The 17,405-nt window shown below is 55.5% G+C and carries 14 protein-coding genes; 8 read left to right on the forward strand and 6 right to left on the reverse strand.

What is annotated here, in order from left to right:
* On the reverse strand, window positions 1–241 hold a 241-nt coding region (locus RSSM_RS15905), incomplete at its 3' end, for a sigma factor (RefSeq protein WP_044302724.1).
* Between the two features lie 611 nt (window positions 242–852).
* On the opposite strand from RSSM_RS15905, the gene RSSM_RS33230 reads away from it, so the two are divergent.
* Entirely contained in the window at window positions 853–1,065 is a 213-nt protein-coding gene (locus tag RSSM_RS33230; RefSeq protein ID WP_144059861.1) for a hypothetical protein, read from the forward strand.
* Between the two features lie 801 nt (window positions 1,066–1,866).
* On the opposite strand, the gene RSSM_RS15920 is transcribed toward RSSM_RS33230, so the two are convergent.
* From RSSM_RS15920 to RSSM_RS15950, 5 genes are all read right to left on the reverse strand, one after another.
* Window positions 1,867–2,193, reverse strand: a complete 327-nt coding sequence (locus RSSM_RS15920) for a hypothetical protein (protein ID WP_008680732.1) — start codon at window positions 2,191–2,193, stop codon at window positions 1,867–1,869.
* Between the two features lie 405 nt (window positions 2,194–2,598).
* Window positions 2,599–3,729 (reverse strand): TMEM43 family protein, encoded by a 1,131-nt coding sequence (locus tag RSSM_RS15925; protein ID WP_008680733.1) that lies wholly within the window; start codon window positions 3,727–3,729, stop codon window positions 2,599–2,601.
* A gap of 311 nt (window positions 3,730–4,040) precedes the next feature.
* Window positions 4,041–5,033 carry an MDR family oxidoreductase gene (locus tag RSSM_RS15930; protein ID WP_008680742.1) on the reverse strand — a complete coding sequence of 331 codons (993 nt, stop codon included), beginning with the start codon at window positions 5,031–5,033 and terminating at the stop codon, window positions 4,041–4,043.
* A 141-nt stretch (window positions 5,034–5,174) separates the two neighbouring features.
* Window positions 5,175–5,876, reverse strand: a complete 702-nt coding sequence (locus RSSM_RS15935) for an oxygen-insensitive NAD(P)H-dependent nitroreductase NfsB (RefSeq protein WP_008680749.1) — start codon at window positions 5,874–5,876, stop codon at window positions 5,175–5,177.
* Between the two features lie 452 nt (window positions 5,877–6,328).
* A complete protein-coding gene (locus RSSM_RS15950) occupies window positions 6,329–7,666 on the reverse strand; it encodes a sigma-54-dependent transcriptional regulator (protein WP_008680753.1) in 1,338 nt (445 codons plus the stop codon).
* 116 nt (window positions 7,667–7,782) lie between these two features.
* Here RSSM_RS15950 and RSSM_RS15955 point away from each other — a divergent pair, with 116 nt between their 5' ends.
* From RSSM_RS15955 to RSSM_RS15985, 7 genes are all read left to right on the forward strand, one after another.
* On the forward strand, window positions 7,783–9,414 hold the full coding sequence (locus RSSM_RS15955) for an ATP-binding protein (protein ID WP_008680755.1): 1,632 nt from the start codon (window positions 7,783–7,785) through the stop codon (window positions 9,412–9,414).
* Between the two features lie 74 nt (window positions 9,415–9,488).
* Entirely contained in the window at window positions 9,489–9,854 is a 366-nt protein-coding gene (locus RSSM_RS15960; RefSeq protein WP_008680757.1) for a response regulator, read from the forward strand.
* 495 nt (window positions 9,855–10,349) lie between these two features.
* Window positions 10,350–11,135, forward strand: a complete 786-nt coding sequence (locus tag RSSM_RS15965) for a class I SAM-dependent methyltransferase (protein WP_008680759.1) — start codon at window positions 10,350–10,352, stop codon at window positions 11,133–11,135.
* A 246-nt stretch (window positions 11,136–11,381) separates the two neighbouring features.
* Complete coding sequence (locus RSSM_RS15970; protein WP_160168145.1) at window positions 11,382–13,364, forward strand: discoidin domain-containing protein; 1,983 nt, start codon at window positions 11,382–11,384, stop codon at window positions 13,362–13,364.
* Between the two features lie 42 nt (window positions 13,365–13,406).
* Window positions 13,407–14,087: a response regulator transcription factor gene (locus tag RSSM_RS15975; protein WP_008680765.1), complete on the forward strand. Its 681-nt coding sequence runs from the start codon at window positions 13,407–13,409 to the stop codon at window positions 14,085–14,087.
* Between the two features lie 190 nt (window positions 14,088–14,277).
* The gene (locus RSSM_RS15980; protein ID WP_008680768.1) at window positions 14,278–16,821 is read left to right on the forward strand and encodes a PSD1 and planctomycete cytochrome C domain-containing protein; all 2,544 of its coding nucleotides are present in this window, start codon (window positions 14,278–14,280) and stop codon (window positions 16,819–16,821) included.
* 125 nt (window positions 16,822–16,946) lie between these two features.
* Window positions 16,947–17,405, forward strand: a 459-nt coding sequence (locus tag RSSM_RS15985; protein ID WP_236621182.1) for a DUF1501 domain-containing protein, incomplete at its 3' end; no start/stop codon positions are given.

Genomic DNA, 17,405 nt, shown 5'->3' on the forward strand with positions numbered 1-17,405 from the left:
TCAGCGAGAGGCATTTGAAGCGGACAATGACCTTGGCCCATGGAAGGAATCCGTCTTCCGTGTCGAGCTGAGAAAACTTTTGCCACATCGTGACGCTGGCTTCCTGAATCGCATCATCGACCGCGTTCCAGGTGGGCAGGATGGACCGAGCGTAAGCGCGCAGTGCGAGTTCATGCTGGACAAACAGCCGCATGAAATCGCTTTCGCTCAGCGTCTTCGGTGGGGGATCGGAGCAGGACATGGCCACTTATTTGAACGATGTCCGCGACCTGCCGCAAATTTTTTAGATTTTTGCGGCTTGGCCAGACTCTCTGTTGGCGGCCGGGAAAAAGAAACCGTGCTCCGGCACGCCTCGTGGGTCTGCGATCAACCAAACAACGCCCCAACAAAACAACACCTCGCCGGAATGAACCGACGAGGTGTACGTGTTGATCAGCGACGGGTTGATCAGGAATGTGCAGGAAGCACCCAGTGAATATCACCGAGCGATCAGTTTATCACTCGCTGTTTCGCCGTGCTGACAGACTGCATACCGACCGTTGGCCAGGACGTTTGCATTGGACTGGCCGCTTTCGTTAAGCGTTGTTGGCCGTCTCTTCGACGCATCCGCTGCACTCGCACGATTCGCAACTGCAATCATCACATGACACGGATTCGTCAGAGCAGCACTTGCAATCGGCGTCGCATTCACCGCACGCGCATTCAACATCGTCTACCGAGGCGATCAGATCACCATCGGCGGGAACGTTCGCCAAGTCGCATGAGGCCTTACCGCTGCAGCAGGCACGCGGTTGGGAAGCGACCTCCACGGTCGACACACATCCCGTGCACTCACACGCGTCACAAGCGCAGTTGTCACAGGAGACATTCTCATCCGTGCAGCAGGTGCAATCGGAATCGCATTGCCCGCATGGACAACTCACGGTAGAGGCGTTTGCTGCACTTTCATTAGAAATGGCATTTCGTGAAACAAACAATACAGCAACACCGACCAATACGATGGCGGCAACGGTCATGGAAGTACGTAACATTATCGAGGCTCCTTTAGAACCAAAACTCAATTGAAAAACTAAAACAAACAGGGGTTCGTAGCGTTTCTCAATTCAGCCAGCGGCACAGCAGCGCGCAGTGGTCCTTCGACGTCAACGCCGAAGACCTGGAAGGAGCGAATTGCCGAACCGTTAACTGGTTCGGCGGCGGAATCATCCAACCGGCCAGCAAACCGATCGGCATATCAGCGACCACGGTTTGGTCGTCTGAATTGATGACACGGGAACTGATCCAACCGTCGGTCAGTTCGGCGCGGATTTCACAATCACATTGGGATTGGTCGAAACAGTCGCACGGTTTGATTTGTTTCTCAGAAAGATGGCGACTGTCGTTCGACGATGTTTTCCCAGCATGACGCGAGGCAGAGGACTGACAACAATGCGCCCGGGGTGCGGTTGTTGCTTGAGAATTTCCGCTCGCATGACAGCAAGTGGGTGCCCCCACGTTCGCAGAGTTGCTAGCCGCCGACGCACAACAGCAGGGCGGTTGAAACGCCGGCCAAGCACACAACACCACCACCGCCAGCAATGCTGGCACGCGGGAAACGGTATGTGTTGGTACGTTGGGTAGCATGCTGTTTAGTGTACGCACAAACTTTCGAATGGGTCGCCGGAAACCTTGAAGATAACCACGACGACCACCACGATGCGGTGCGATACGGTGCAGGACGATCTAGGACTTCTTTCTCGAATTCTATCCGAAAACTCATCCTCCGATCAATGTTGACCCCGGTGAACGCGAGACAATCGAGCCGAAAGCCCGCCGACTGATCAATTTGCCGCGACATTCGGATAGGCTCGCAACCGTGCGGAGAGTTTAGCCGTGTTGAGGCCAGGTTCGCCGACTCGGGGAACTCAGGATGCGAGTCGTCGACGCCAGTCCACCCACGTTGTGGCGTGTCTCGATAATCAAGGCACCGGCTCGGACGTGTCCGGCACACTGCCTGAAACGACGGGCGGTTTCGCTGTCGATGATATCAATCGAGGCGAGTTCACCGTCGCTGTCGACCCGGGCGAGCCAACAACACTCTCCGCGAGGAAGCATCTCATTGAGCGTTCCGTCGAGGTACAAGCTCTGCAGAGTCGAGTGGTTCAGCTCGACGTTCAGCGCAGACTCGATCGCTCGTGTGGTTTCGCAGGACATTCTTACACGCGGGGTTCAGCAGTGGCGTCTGCGAGCGACCCCGCCCTAAAGGACGCCCTGACCTCGCAACAGCCCCTCTACGAGACTCATCAGACCATTGTAGTCACGACGTGCACCGCGATGGGACGGCGAGATCAAAATCTGCGTGTGGTAAAATAGCACATCCCTATCGGCATTCTGCGTTGGCCTAAGAAGCCAGATTCTCGCACTCGGATGTACGTTCGGTTCCTACCGGACGGATTTGAATCGGCCGGTAGGAACCGGTCCTACATCCCAATGAATCAGCCGATCGGCGTTCGCCGCGGTTCTCACCAGATAACCGGAGCAACGCTAGCGAACCAATGGCGACTCTGCCGCGCGGGCCAATTTGGAGGGCCTTCGTGTTCCTGCGGGAGTCGAAATCCGTCACTTGGCCAAACGGCGTCTTCGTCTCTGGCGACTCTTGCGCCTCGCTCGATTTGTATTCTTCGTTTCGGTTTCGATTTGTCGTGCAGCTTCACGTATCTGGTTGGCTCGTGACCTTTTGACGAGCAGATAAACCAACAGAATGGAAACCGCAAACAATGCGATGCCGATGACCGGTGAGTCGATGATCCATGCAGCACCGAACACAGCGAGCATGCAGACACCAGTAACGAGCACCGATGAGAAGAAATCACTGAGGTGTCGAAACGGTGTCAGGAATCGCACCCGATCCATTTCGTCAGTACGAGGGCGAAGCACAAAGAAACTGCCGAGAAGCATCATCAATCCGCAGGCGAATCGGGTGCCCCACGCAGAACTCTCGTGGGTAGCGTCGTCGGATTGGAGCATGTCCTTGGGTTCAACCAGGCCATTTATCAGAAGGAAGATCTCGGTGTCGGACGTCGTAAAGAACGGGGACAGTGTTGCGCCGCTTTGCCGGGCGACCACGCTGACCGACGTCGAAGGTGTCGCAGTGAACCAGATCCTATGATCCCCGACTTCGAGACGATCTGAACGATTGCCTTCCCCTTTTAGATACACGTACCGTTGGAGTCCAGCACGTTGATTCGCAATTCTTTTCGCGAGTTTCCGTTCCATGTTTTTGAAGTTGATCGGAACAGGAACCGGTGCATCGACTCGAGTGATCAACGATTGAGGCAAGCGAAACTTTCCGAGCTTGACATCACTCGCATATTGGACGGATGGTTCGACCAACATCCGTCGTGGGTTTTGTCGACTGGAAGAATCGAAAAGTCCGTTGAGATGATTCAGCTCCGATGACCACTTTTTCTCGTAACGATATCGATTCCATTTCGATGAGCTACTGGACGACTTCCGGTATTTGAACCACTGATAAACCTCAACGTGACGCTGCAGTTTGATGCCCTCGTACTCGATCCCGAAGTCAGCATCATGAAGCGTTTGTTCGGTGTCTGCCCGACCCGCGACGTGAATCAGTTTTCCTTCGTTCTCTTTCGCAATCGCAACCGGGCTGGCTTTCGTGATTAGTGAACTTGCTTCGCCGAGGCCTGCGAACGTGCGAACGGTGAAACGCTCATTCCAATAGAGCATCGGGACTGCGCAAGTGAGCAGAATGAGTCCGATAAGATCGCCCAGAACGGAATTGCGGAGACCGCTGAAATAATGCACGACGCACCTTGGCGTGGGACGAGGTTCTCAACGGATCAACGAAGATGCGTTTCGAAAAACGCATTGTTGACGATCCGACTGCCTCAATCCAGCAATATCAACTCATTCAATCCCACCGGCAGCAGACCTTCAAAGAGTGATCCGCCGCCGGGCGTCGCGACATTCCAAGGGCATCTTGAAATCGCGTCGCAGGATGCATGAGTACATCCGGATAAACACCACGCGTTTGCGTACTACGCGTTCACGTCGACGACGACACGCCCTCGGACTTGGCCTTTGAGAATGTCGGCTGCCAATTTCGGAACGTCCGCGAGCGTGGCGGGATGCATCATTTGATCGAGAGCGTCAAATGGCAAGTCGTTCGCGATGCGTTGCCATGCCCGCACGCGGTTTTCATACGGTTGCATGACGCTGTCGATGCCGAGCAAATTCACCCCACGCAGCAAGAATGGAATAACCGAGGCTGGCAACGAGGCACCACCCGCCAAGCCTACCGCCGAAACGGATGCACCGTACTTCATTTGTCCGAGAACTCGAGCGAGCATTTCACCGCCCACGGCGTCCACGCATCCGGCCCAGGTTTCCGATTCCAACGGTCGCTTCGTCACCGAGCCGATATCCTCGCGAGCAACAATCTGGCTCGCCCCGAGCGAACGGAGGTAGTTGTCGGCTTCGGCACGTCCGGTGACGGCGGCCACTTCGTAACCGAGGTTGCTGAGCGTGGCGGTTGCTATCGAACCGACGCCGCCGGCCGCCCCGGTAACGAGCACCGGGCCTTGACCAGGTTTCAAACCGTGATCCTCCAACGCATTGATTGCGAGGATCGCCGCGAGTCCAGCCGTACCAACAGCCATGGCTCGTTTCGTGCAGAGACCTTCGGGCAGCGGTACCAACCAATCCGCATTGACGCGGGCCTTCTGCGAGAGGCCTCCCCAGTGAGTTTCACCGACTCGCCATCCGGTCAGGATAACTTTGTCACCGGGTTTGTATCGGGGGTCGCTCGATGTTTCGACAGTGCCCGCGAAATCAACTCCGGGCACGTGAGGATAATGCCGAACGAGTCCGTTTTTGGGCCGCATGCATAGACCGTCTTTGTAGTTGACGGTCGAGTATTCCACGGCAACCGTCACATTACCTTCAGGCAGTTGGTCGTCGGTGAGTGGTTCAATCGAAACAGCGACTTCGTCGTCGCCGGTAGGTTCGACGACGATAGCATTGAATGACATTTGAAAAACAGTGAGGTTGAAAGTACGGGAAAGAATTGCCTGAAACAGAGCGGTTCGCCGCGGGGGTTCAGGAAGCGTACGCCACCACTCGTCCCGGTGGAAAGCGTACGCCGACGCGGCATTGCGTCACAGGCGTCGAGATCAGGCTTCGGTAAGGATTTCAGAGAACGGCATGCGTGACTTGGGAAGCCCCGCGTTGTAATCTTCTTCGGCGTTCCGATAACCGAGCGTTACAACAACGAGGCTCGCGTATCCACGATCTCGAAGGCCAAACTGTTCATCGAGAACCTTTGCATCAAAACCCTCCATCGGCGTCGCGTCGATGCCAAGCGTTGAGACACCCAACAGGAACTGACCGACGTTCAGGTAGACCTGTTTGTCGATCCAGTGTTGAACGTCTTTAAGGTCGTGCTTGTGCATGTTGATAAACATGTTGCGAGCCTGATGCATCTTCTCTTTGAACTCAGGCGCCAATTCGAAACGGCCGTCCTTTTCTTCTTGAGCAAGAACGCGAAGTAGAAAGTCTTCGTCCATCTCGAGCTTGCTGCAAAAGACGACGACATGGGAGGCGTCGCGGATTGCTTGGCTGTTGAACGGATACTTCTCGTCAGTCGATTTTGCGACCTTTTCTTTCGCTTCGTCGGTTGTCGCCAACAGGAAGTGCCACGGTTGAGCGTTCGTGCTCGATGGACTGAATCGCAACAAGTCTTTGACTTTGTCGATGTCGTCGTCTGAAATTTTGCGGGTTGGATCGTATGTCTTGGTGGAGTAACGTGACTTCGCGTAGTGGACGATATCGAGGTGGTTTTCGGTAACCGATTCGAGTGTGGCTGGTTGAGTCATGGATGTGGCTGCGTTTGCTATTTGGTTGTGGAGGCTGGTTATCGCTTTGGGTTGACGAACACCCTCGATGCCCGTTCGGTGCATGTTGGCGTCCGTCAGGCGGAGGTGGTAGCAACAGTCGTGCCACTGACGAAAACACGCGTCAAACCAAGAGAAAACGCGAAAAACAGAGCAATGTCACTGCCCCGCGTCATGCGACCGAAATCGCGACGGTTGCCCGAATGTGCGCAGCGTTTGAAAGCCGTTGGCGCAATGCGGGCGCCGCAATGAATGCCCCAGGCGTTCCCAGTAGCTGAGTTCGCCGACAATTCACGCCACCGAAGTCTGGCGACATCAGCTACGGCGTTTTTGGAAACGACCGAACCGGTGAGCGTTCACGCCGGTTTTCAAGCCGGTTTTCGCATCGCAGCCGCGGCGAATGCCGTTCCGCTGATTGGGTTTCCGACAGATTCTTAGCCTTCGATGCCGTGCTGTTTCATCAACCGGTATAGCTTTCGGCGTTCGACGCCGAGAGCCCGTGCGGCCGCAGACTTGTTTCCCTTTTCTCGGTTGAGCACTTCGAGGATGTGATCGCGTTGCAACGCGATCAATGACCCCTGGGGCTGATCGATATCTGAATCTGCGGGCGACGAGTAGTGATGCAGTTCTTCGGGAAGATCATCCAAGGTGATCTCGTCATCGGCGAGAATTTTGGCACGTTTGATCGTGTTGATCAGTTGCCGGATGTTGCCCGGCCAGGAGTGAGCCAGAAGAGCGGCGTGCGCTTCTTCATCGATTTCGTGTTGTTCGCCGATGAAGTGTTTGACGAGCAATTGAATGTCCTCACCTCTCTCTCGCAGAGGCGGCAAATCGATCGTCAGCACGTTGATGCGGTAGTAGAGGTCTTCGCGAAAGCGGCCCTCGTCGACTTCGGTTTTGAGGTGACGATTCGTTGCCGCGACGATACGCACGTCAACGCGTCGTTCTTTCTCTGACCCGACTCGCCGCAACGATCCGTCTTCGAGAACACGGAGGAGTTTGGGTTGCAAGGCAAGCGGCATCTCGCCGATTTCATCGATAAACAACGTGCTGCCGTCGGCGACTTCGAACAGCCCGGGTTTTGCTGCGGTGGCTCCGGTGAACGAACCCTTCTCATGCCCAAACAGTTCGCTCTCAACCAACTGTTCCGGCAGCGCGGCGCAGTTCACTGTCACGATCGGTTGTTTCGCTCGGAGGCTGTTTTGATGGATCGCCTGCGCGACGAGTTCTTTGCCCGTTCCGCTCTCGCCTTCGATCAACACCGGGTTATCGGTGGGAGCGACCTTTTCGATCAGACGAAAGACCTGCCGCATCTTTGCCGATTCGCCGATCATCTCGACTGATCGTGATTTGGTCCGCCCGATGACTTCACGAAGCTGCGTGTTCTCTTTGCGAAGCTTCCGACGTTGCAACGCGCCGAGGCAGCGTCGCTCGAGTTCGCCCATCGGGAACGGTTTGGATAGAAAATCGAACACGCCACGACGCATCGATTCGACCGCGTTTTCAATCGACCCCTCGCCGGTCAGGACGATCACCTCCGTGTCAGGGCTATGGTCTCGCATCCGCTGCAGGAGTTCGAGTCCATCGAGTCCGGGCAGGTTCCAATCGAGAACGGCAATGTCAAAATCCTGCTTCTCGCACAGCCCGATGCCATCCTGGCCACTGGTCGTGTGGGTGACCTTATGGCCGTTTTTTTGGAACCATCGCACACACCCGGCGGCAAAGTCAGGGTCATCATCGATGAAAAGGATGTCGAAGGTTTCGTTGTTCATGCGGTTTGGTATTGTATTGACAACGTGGGGCCCCTTGTTGACGTCACGGGTACACGTCCGATGACGGACGCGTGATTTCATCGCAGAGTATACGAACTACCAGGCTCTACCAAGAGATGAGCGAAGCACAAAAGTTATTGGAACGGGACCTTCACGGCCAAACGCGAGTTTTGAAGCAGTTGGCCAAAGGTGCTTCCCTGGACGAGGTGTTGCACACCTTGGTCGATGTCGCCGAAGAATCTCGACCGGAGATGATCGCGTCGGTTTTATTGGTGGATGAAGAGACCGGACGTCTTCGCAACGGTGCCTCACGTCGTTTGCCCGAGGCATATTGCCGGGCCATTGATGGGACGAAGCCCGGCCCCAGAATGGGATCTTGTGGAACGGCGGCCTTCACGGGCAAACGTGTGATTGTCAACGACATCAATACCGATCCGCTCTGGGAGAAGGCTCGTGATATCGCGTTGAGTTCGTCGTTGCAGGCGTGTTGGTCCGAACCGATCATCGGTTCGAGCGGAAACGTTCTCGGTACTTTCGCGATGTACTACCGATGTCCGCGGTCGCCGGAAGAAAGCGAGTTGGAGTTCGTATCGAACTGCGCGAACCTCGCCGCATTGGCGATCGAGCGGGTCCGCTATCAAAACTCGGTCGAACTCGAACGGGCGATGTTAAAAACGATCGTCAACGGCGTTCCCGATGCTCTCGTTTCGAGCAATCTCGATCGCGAGATTACCCACTTCAGTCGCAGTGCGGTTCGGATGTTTGGATATCAACCGGAAGAGGTGATCGGCAAACGGACCACCTTTCTGTACGCCACCGAGGAAGACCATGAGCGACTCGGCGAGCAAAGATTTAACCTCGACCTCGACGAAAACCTTTCGATCGTGGAGATCAATTGGCGTCGCAAATCGGGCGAGGTATTTCCAGGCGAGATGGTTGCGGTCGCGATTCGAGACGACGATGAAAAAGCGATCGGCTATCTCGGTTTGATCCGCGACATCACCGACCGAAAAATTGCGGAGGCGAAACTACAGGAAAGCCAAAATCGACTCGTTCAGGCTGAACGACTCGCGGCGATGGGACAAATGGTGTCGGCCATCGCCCACGAAAGTCGTAACGCGTTGCAACGCATCCAAGTCGGTGTCGACGTGCTCAGCTACGAAATCGAAGAAGGCAGCGATGCGAAAGAGGACCTCGATCGGATCAGTCGCGCGAAATCGGACTTGGAACGGATGCACGATGAACTGCGCAGTTTCGCCGGTTCGATCAAACTGAACCGATCACGGACGGACCTCGCGGAAGTTTGGCGTCAAGCATGGTCGAACTTGGCCGTCGCTCGCCGGGACCGCGACGTGAAACTGAACGAGAACGTCAATGAGGTTAACCTGGAGTGTTTGATTGACGACTTTCGGTTGGAGCAGGTGTTTCGAAACTTGTTCGAAAACTCGCTCGCCGCGTGTGAAGATCCAGTACAAATCGACGTTGACGCACAGGTAGAGGTTGCGGCGGGTAACGAAGGGGAGGGGGAAATTGAGTTTCTAACGATCCGTGTTTCTGACAACGGACCGGGTTTGGATGAGGAAATCCGCGAACGAGTCTTCGAGGCCTTTCAAACGACCAAAGCCAAAGGGACCGGCCTTGGCATGGCGATTGCAAAACGTCTCGTTGAAACCCACGGCGGCACGATCGAAACCAATTGCGATCGTCCGATCGGTGCGGAATTCATCATTCGGTTGCCGCGATCTTAGCGGCACCGGGTGGATGAGCGTTACGAGTTTTGCGGTACTTTGACTTCGAAAAGATAGCGGGCCACTGCCCTGACATGATGAGAACGCGTCCGAGAATACTGATCGCCGATGACGAAGAAGACATCCGCCAAGGGTTTCGGCGGTTGCTGGAGAAAATCGGATGCGATGTCGTGGGAGAGGCGGTCGATGGCGTGCATCTCGTCGAGCTTTGCGGTCGTACTCACCCCGACTTGGTGATCACGGACATACGAATGCCTCAGCTATCGGGAATCGAAGCGGCGAAAAAAATCCGTGAAAGTCAATCGACACCGGTGATCGTGGTTTCATCACATGAACGTCCGTCCGTCGAAGATTGCCCGTCGATTTCTGCGTTTCTCCTTAAACCAGTGAGTGTCCCCGAATTGCAAGCGGTGATCACCCGCGTGATCGGCGGCAATTAGACTCACGCGGTCTTTCGTTGGCTGCTAATACTTCTTGTCAACTCGATTTTCGGGTAGTGGACGACGCGACGAGTCCTTGATGCGCTAGCCACGCACGGGGATTCCTTGCGTCATCCACTACGATTCCACCCGAAAGCCACGCTGCAGTGGAATACTAGTCCGCCGCGAAGAGTCATTGATTGGTCACATACGGACGACGCATGTGTGCGGTTGCGCACCGGTGACCGGTTGTTCAAATGGAGAGCGATGTTCGAGTAGTGGATCTTGTGAAAGATCCTGCTGCATGAGGATCTTTTACAAGATCCACTACCGCTTGCCTGAACTCACGTGAATAACGCTACGTGTATCGAACACGTCAAATTTCAAAATGCTCTATCTTTGATGCAGTCGATCAACATGGCAACGCGAACCTGGACGTCGCGTTATTGCTCATGCTCGGCGTTACACGAACAACGAAGGCTCACACACACTTCATACGCCCTGAAAGCGATACGCATGGAAAATCAAGACGTACTCGAACACAACCGCAAGGCTTGGGATCGACAGGTTGAATCGGCGAACCGTTGGACGACGCCGGTCTCCAAGGAAACCATTGAACTCGCCCGAGCCGGTCAGTTTGAGATCGTACTCACGCCGACGCGGCCGGTTCCTGCGGATTGGTTTCCCTCGCTGCCAGGAACGCAAACGCTTTGCCTGGCGTCCGCCGGTGGACAGCAGGCACCGATCCTCGCCGCGGCGGGAGCCAAGGTGACCGTCTTCGACAATTCACCGCGACAACTCGAACAAGACCGCCACGTTGCCGAACGCGACGGTCTGGACATGCGTTTTGTGCAGGGGGATATGGCGAACCTCGAGATGTTTGCGGATGAGAGTTTCGATTTCATCTTTCACCCCTGTTCCAACATGTTCGTGCCGGATGTCGTTCCGGTTTGGCGGGAGTGTTTCCGCGTTCTGCGCAGCGGAGGAGTATTGATGGCTGGCTTCATCAACCCGCTGCGTTATTTGTTCGAGGATGAACGCAAAGAGAACGGCAGCCTTCGGGTCACCTATCGGTTGCCATATTCCGATCGCGAGCATCTCGACGAGCCCCATATTCAAGCAGCAATCGCCGCGGCCGAACCGCTCGAGTTTGGGCACACATTGGAAGACCAGATCGGTGAGCAACTCCGAGCGGGATTTCATTTGACAGGAATGTTTGAAGATAAATATGCCGAGGAAGATGCCGATCCGATCTCAGAGTACATTGATACGTTCATCGCTACACGTGCGATCAAACCATAATCGTCGATGGTGTTGGTGAATCACTCAACCGAACACGCGGGCGTTCGAATACTTCACGTCAAGTTCGTTTTCGGATAGTGGACGAGGCAACGAGTCCTCAATGCAAAATCGCGTCGAGGGATTCCTTGCGTCATCCACTACGGGTTTCACTCGAAAACCGAGCTACGGTGGAATTCGAGTTTTACCTCCGTGCGACCGCCTATGCCCAGTTTGCTCGCGCTGTCAATTTCACTGAACCGACAACTCATGCCGTTTGCCCGATTCCTCACCGTTACGCTATTCCTGGTAGTTTTCACTACCTGTTCCGGCAACCGGGTGCTGGCCAATGGCTGGGGCATTTTCTCGTCAGAACTTCGCAAGTCGACGGCCCGATTGGATGAGCTGCGGACCGAGTTTGCGGAACTCGGAGCGTTGCGGTTGCGGCAAACAGTCCAACAAGCCGGCGCGCAGCTTCACATGGGCACGACGCCACCGCCTCAGTCTCCGTGGATTCAGTTGGATCTTGGACGGCCGCAGACGTTCGACCGGATCGTGATCGTGCCTGCCATCTCGGGTGCGGTCAACGACGGGATCCGACCGTATGCGTTTCCTCGTCGGTTTCGAATTGACGGGTCGATGACGAAGGACTTCCGTTCGTATCAGTTGCTCTATGATTCCGGCGATCAGCAACTCGACATCGACAGCCCATTTCCCGTCGTGATCAAAACGCCTGATGTTCGGGTGCGATACGTGCGTGTGACCGTGACCGAGTTGGCTGAGGTTGCGGGACGGTGGACGTACGCGTTGTCCGAAGTGATGGTCATCCGCGGCGACCAAAACTTGGCATTGAACGTTAACGTCACGATGACCGGCGCGACGATGCTGCCGCCGGTTTGGTTGCCGAAATATTTGGTGGATGGACGCACGCCATTGGGGCCGCAGATCCGCTCACTGCATGAAGGAGAGAGTCTACCCAAGTTCGACGGAGTGTTTCTACGATCGGACAACCCGAGCGACCAGGTTTGGTTTCAGATCGACTTGGAAGAGACTCAACCGTTCGACGCGATCCGGCTGTTTTCCGTTCACGCGAGACAAGGTGCGGACTATCCCGGCTACGCCTTCCCCTCTCAATTTCGAATCGAAGTATCCGACGATAAGAACTTCGAAACATCCGACGTCTTGTTTCAAACGGACACGCCTTTCGAACCACCCGGCAATAACCCAGTCACGTTTTTGACACCGGATGCCGAGGGTAGATACGTACGGATCGCCATCGAACAAGGGTCTCTGGCAAACACCAACAAAGTCGGACTGTCGGAGGCCCAAGTGCTGCGTGGAAGCGAAAACGTGGCGTTCGAAAAACCCGTGACGGCGTTGCACTGGCGAGGCGATCGTGCACTGTCCCTTCTCGTAGACGGCGAAGCGAGCTATGGCCCGATCACAACGCTGCTGCAGTGGGTCGATCGATGGGCATCGGCTCGCCGTCTTCAACACGAGATGACAAGGGCGACGGATACGATCGAGCGTCAAACGATCATTGCTCGCGATCGTGCAAGGCGAATCGCGATGGCGGGTGCCGGCATGTTAGTGATCATATTCGGTATTTTTCTGTGGCAACAACGAAACCGTCGTGGTCGACAAAGAGCGGAGTTTCGTTTGCGGCTCGCCCAAGACCTCCACGACGAGATCGGCAGCAACCTCGCTGCCATCTCACGGATTGGCGAGTTGGGCGAAGCGATTCCATCCGACGAACAATCAAAAGAGGATTGGCATTCGGTGCGTGAACTGGCGAGCGAGTGCACCGATTCGATGCGGGAAACCCTGTGGTTGCTCGGCGGCCCCAAACGCAGCGAAGAGCATCTCGCCGGCCAGTTGCGTTCAATCGCAAAACGAATGTTGCCGGGAGTCGCATTGGTGTGGAAACTCGATTCCGCGTTCGAAGACTTTCGCCCCGGCGAGAAAGTCGAGCGAGAAATCGTCTTGATCTTCAAAGCCATGCTCGCCAACATCGCACGAAGCTCCAACGCGACCGAAGTCGTCGTCGAAGGCAGCGAGTCAATGCAACGATGGCGGATCTCGGTCCAGGACAACGGGGACGGGTTTGATGCGGTCGCGTGGGAAAACAAAATGGAGTCGCGTGGGATGGGCCTGCAAAGCATGAAGACGCGGATTCGAAAACTCGGCGGTTCGCTGGCGATCGAATCTCAACCTGGCGAAGGCACGCAGTTGACAATCGAGATGCGAAAATGACAGACAAGATGCCCGTCCTACGCGAGCAAGACAGGATGCAGAATGCCCTCTGAAAACGAGCCCAAATCCGGAAAATCAACGATCGAGATCTGGATCGTTGAAGACAACGCACGGTTTCGAAATGCGACCGTCCGTGGCCTGAGATTGCTCGCCGATGATGTGGTGGCGAACGAGTTCAGCAATTGCGAAGACGCGATTGCCGCAATCGATGAAGGAAACTCGCCAGACGTCTTTTTGATGGACATCGATTTACCGGGCATCGACGGAATCGATGGGATCGGCGAAATCAAACAACGTTTGCCCGACGCGACCGTGCTGATCTTAACCGTCTTCGAAGACGACGAGAAAATCTTCCGTGCGCTCAAAGCAGGCGCGTCGGGTTACTGTTTGAAATCGGATTCAATCGCTCGGGTTTGCGAAGCGATCGAGCAAGTCTTGCAGGGCGCCGCACCGATCCATCCGCGGATCGCCGGACGCGTCTTGAAAATGTTTGCAGAACTCGCACCGGAACAGCCCGACTATGGGTTAAACACGAGAGAGCAGACCGTTTTGGAAGCGATGACGCGTGGGTTGGTTCGCAAACAAATCGCGAGCGAACTCGATCTAAATCTACACACTCTCGATTACGTGACGCGTTGCATCTATCGAAAACTCCACGTCAACGGCGCGACCGCTGCGGTCGCGCTCGCGATTCGTGAACGCCTTGTTGATCCGCCGACGTAAAAAGAAACCGCAACTATATAGACCAACGTGTTACCCGTTTTTTATCGAGCTACCTAGTGATATCGGCCCCCTGCATGGTCGACTCAACCGAGAATTACCGTGAGATTACACATCGTTTCTCGGCCTTTTAGGTATAGCTTACGAACATTCGTAAATTGTTCTTCGGTGCGGATCCACTACCCTTGGTGGTATGAAGAACTCAACCCTCACCGCCCTGTGCGGATTGTTCATCGCTTTCGCGGTCGGCCCATGGACGGCGGCCAGCGATATCTCGTTCAATCGAGACATCCGTCCGATTTTGTCCGATCGCTGCTACTACTGCCACGGGTTCGATGAGAATCATCGCGAAGCAGGTCTGCGGCTCGACATGCGTGACGAGGCAGAATACCTGTTTGATTTCGACGCGCCGGAAGACTCGGAAATCATCTACCGGATCACCAGCGACGATCCCGACGAAGTGATGCCTCCACCCTCGGCACACAAACAGGCAATTACCAAAGAGGAGGCTAACCTGATCCGCCGATGGATCGCGGAGGGGGCACAGTACGAACCCCATTGGGCGTTCGTCAAACCGGAACGTCCCCAAACCGAAGCAACCGACACGTCCGGCGCGATCGATGACTTCGTCGGCCGACGACACCAACTTCACGGATTTCAGTTTGCCAAAGAAGCGGCGCCCGCCAAATGGTTGCGACGTGTGACCTTGGATCTGATCGGGGTGCCGGCAACGGTCGAAGATCTGATCGCGTTTGAAGAAGCGGTTCGCAACGACGGAGAACCCGCGTATGCGCGTGCGGTCGATCGACTCTTGGCATCACCGATGTACGGCGAACGGATGGCGTTGGATTGGTTGGATGTGGCTCGGTTCGCCGACACCAACGGTTTCCAAACCGATGCCTACCGGATGAATTGGCCGTGGCGAGATTGGGTGATCAATGCGTTCAACACGAACATGCCATTCGATCAATTCACGATCGAACAACTCGCCGGCGACCTGCTCGACAATCCAACGGAAGCACAGTTGATCGCCACGGCATTCAATCGCAATCACATGATTCAAGCCGAGGGTGGCTCGATCCCGGATGAAAACCGGGCCAAGAATAACTTTGATCGCGTGGAAACAACCGGCACCACGTGGTTGGGCCTCACGGTCGGTTGTTGCCAGTGTCACGACCACAAATTCGATCCGCTGAAACAGAGCGATTACTACTCACTGATGGGTTTCTTCAACCAGATCAGCGAGACCGGCATGACCAGCAAAAAGATGTCGGTGAAAGATCCCGATCGCCCCTACGCGGTCAACTACTGGGTCGACAAACCGTTCATCGCGGTCGGAGAAGAGAAACTGAAGCAGGAACTCGCCGACGCGAAAAAGAACGTAGCCCAAGCCAGGAGAAAACTGGAGGCACGACGAGATGAGTACGTCGCTGCCGCTCGAGAATGGATTCAGGAAATTCGCGACGATCCCGAATTAGGGGCGACTCGAATCAAGCCGTCGGAGTACGTCGCGAGATTTTTGCTGAGTGCGGATCTAGACAACCCCAAGGACAACGGTTTCAAAAGATTGATCGATACCTTCTTGAAGCGAGTCGAGCCATGGAAGTCGATTCAAAAAGAGATATCGAAACAGGTGGCGATCGAAAGTCGGTTGCAAGCACAAATCCCACTCGTGATGGTGATGCGAGATGATCAACCACGCGAAACCTTCGTCTACTTGCGAGGAAACTACGAGACGCCGGGTGAGAAAGTCGAACCGACCGTTCCGGAATTTCTCCCGCCGCTCGATTTGAAAGAGGGAAGGAAACCGAATCGTCTGGATCTGGCTCGTTGGATAGTATCGCCGGAACACCCGCTGACCTCGAGAGTCACGGTGAATCGATTGTGGCAGTTGTTGTTCGGTCGTGGGCTCGTTTCGACTCCGGACGATTTTGGATTGCAAGGTGCGTTGCCCACCCATCCCGATTTGCTCGATTGGCTCGCCGTCGAATTTCGCGAGAGCGGGTGGAACGTGAAAGAGTTGATGAAGGGGATCGTGTTGTCCCGAACCTATCGCCAATCCGCGATCGTGGATGCCGAGACGATCGCCCGCGATCCGCACAATGAATGGTTGGCTCGCGGCCCCCGGATGCGTCTAGACTCGCGATTGCTTCGCGACCAAGCACTCTCGTTGTCCGGTCTGCTTCATGCCGAGATCGGCGGCCCTCCCGTCGCTCCCTATCAACCCGGCGGCATTTGGGAGTCGATGAGCCTCAACAAGAACCACTACATGCGTGACGACGGTGAAAAACTCTATCGTCGCAGTCTTTACACCGTTTGGCGTCGTGTGGTTGCTCCGGCAAACTTCTTTGACGTTCCGAGCCGGCAATCCTGTTCGGTGGCGATCAGGCGAACGAGCACGCCGCTGCACGCTCTGATCACGTTGAACGATACGACCTATGTCGAAGCCGCACGCGTGTGGGCCTCGTCCTTGGCTCGGATTGAGGCTGACCGGGAACGACTGAAGCAAATGTTCTACGCCGCAACCGCCCGCACACCGGAAACCGAAGAGTTGGCGACGTTGCAGCGGTCCCTCGATCTCGCGCGAACTCGTTTCGAAAAACATCCCAAGGCCGCAACCGAGTTGATATCGACCGGCGAGGCACCCGTGGACGACACCCTTCCGGCACCTGAACACGCCGCATGGACGACGGTCGCTCTGTTGGTATTGAATCTCGACGAAACCTTATGCAAGTAGACGCACGTCCTGCCCCCATCCATTGTGAATCGTGGTAAAGCCGGACCCCCGATTCGTTTGAATCGCACACATTCAAAACTCACACTTGCCTCGAAATGATGTTCGTAAACATCAAGAAGGTCCCCATGACGATGAATCCATTTGCACTTAATCGCCGCACTTTTCTAAGCAGCCTGTCGTTGTCGATCGGTATGCCGGCGCTCGGTGACCTGTTGGCTGCAGAGACATCGACGCTGCCGCATTTTCCTCCCAAGGCCAAACGCGTCATTTATCTCATGCAGTCGGGAGGTCCCTCGCATGTCGACTTGTTCGACGACAAAGAAACACTGCGAAAGATGCAAGGCGAGGAGGTCCCCGACAGCATCCTGCAAGGCCTCCGTCAGACCACGATGACGGCAGGACAGAAGTCGAAACCATGTCTCGCTGCAGCTTGGAAGGGCAGACGCCGTGGCGAATCGGGAATGTGGGTGAGTGACCTGCTGCCACGCACAGCCGAGATCGTCGACGATCTGTGCTTTGTCCGGTCGGTTCATGGCGAACAAATCAATCACGCCCCGGCGATGACTCAAATGTTGACGGGAAAC

It is taken from the genome of Aporhodopirellula sallentina SM41 (genome assembly GCF_000346505.1).
GTDB classification, from domain to species: Bacteria; Planctomycetota; Planctomycetia; order Pirellulales; family Pirellulaceae; genus Rhodopirellula; species Rhodopirellula sallentina.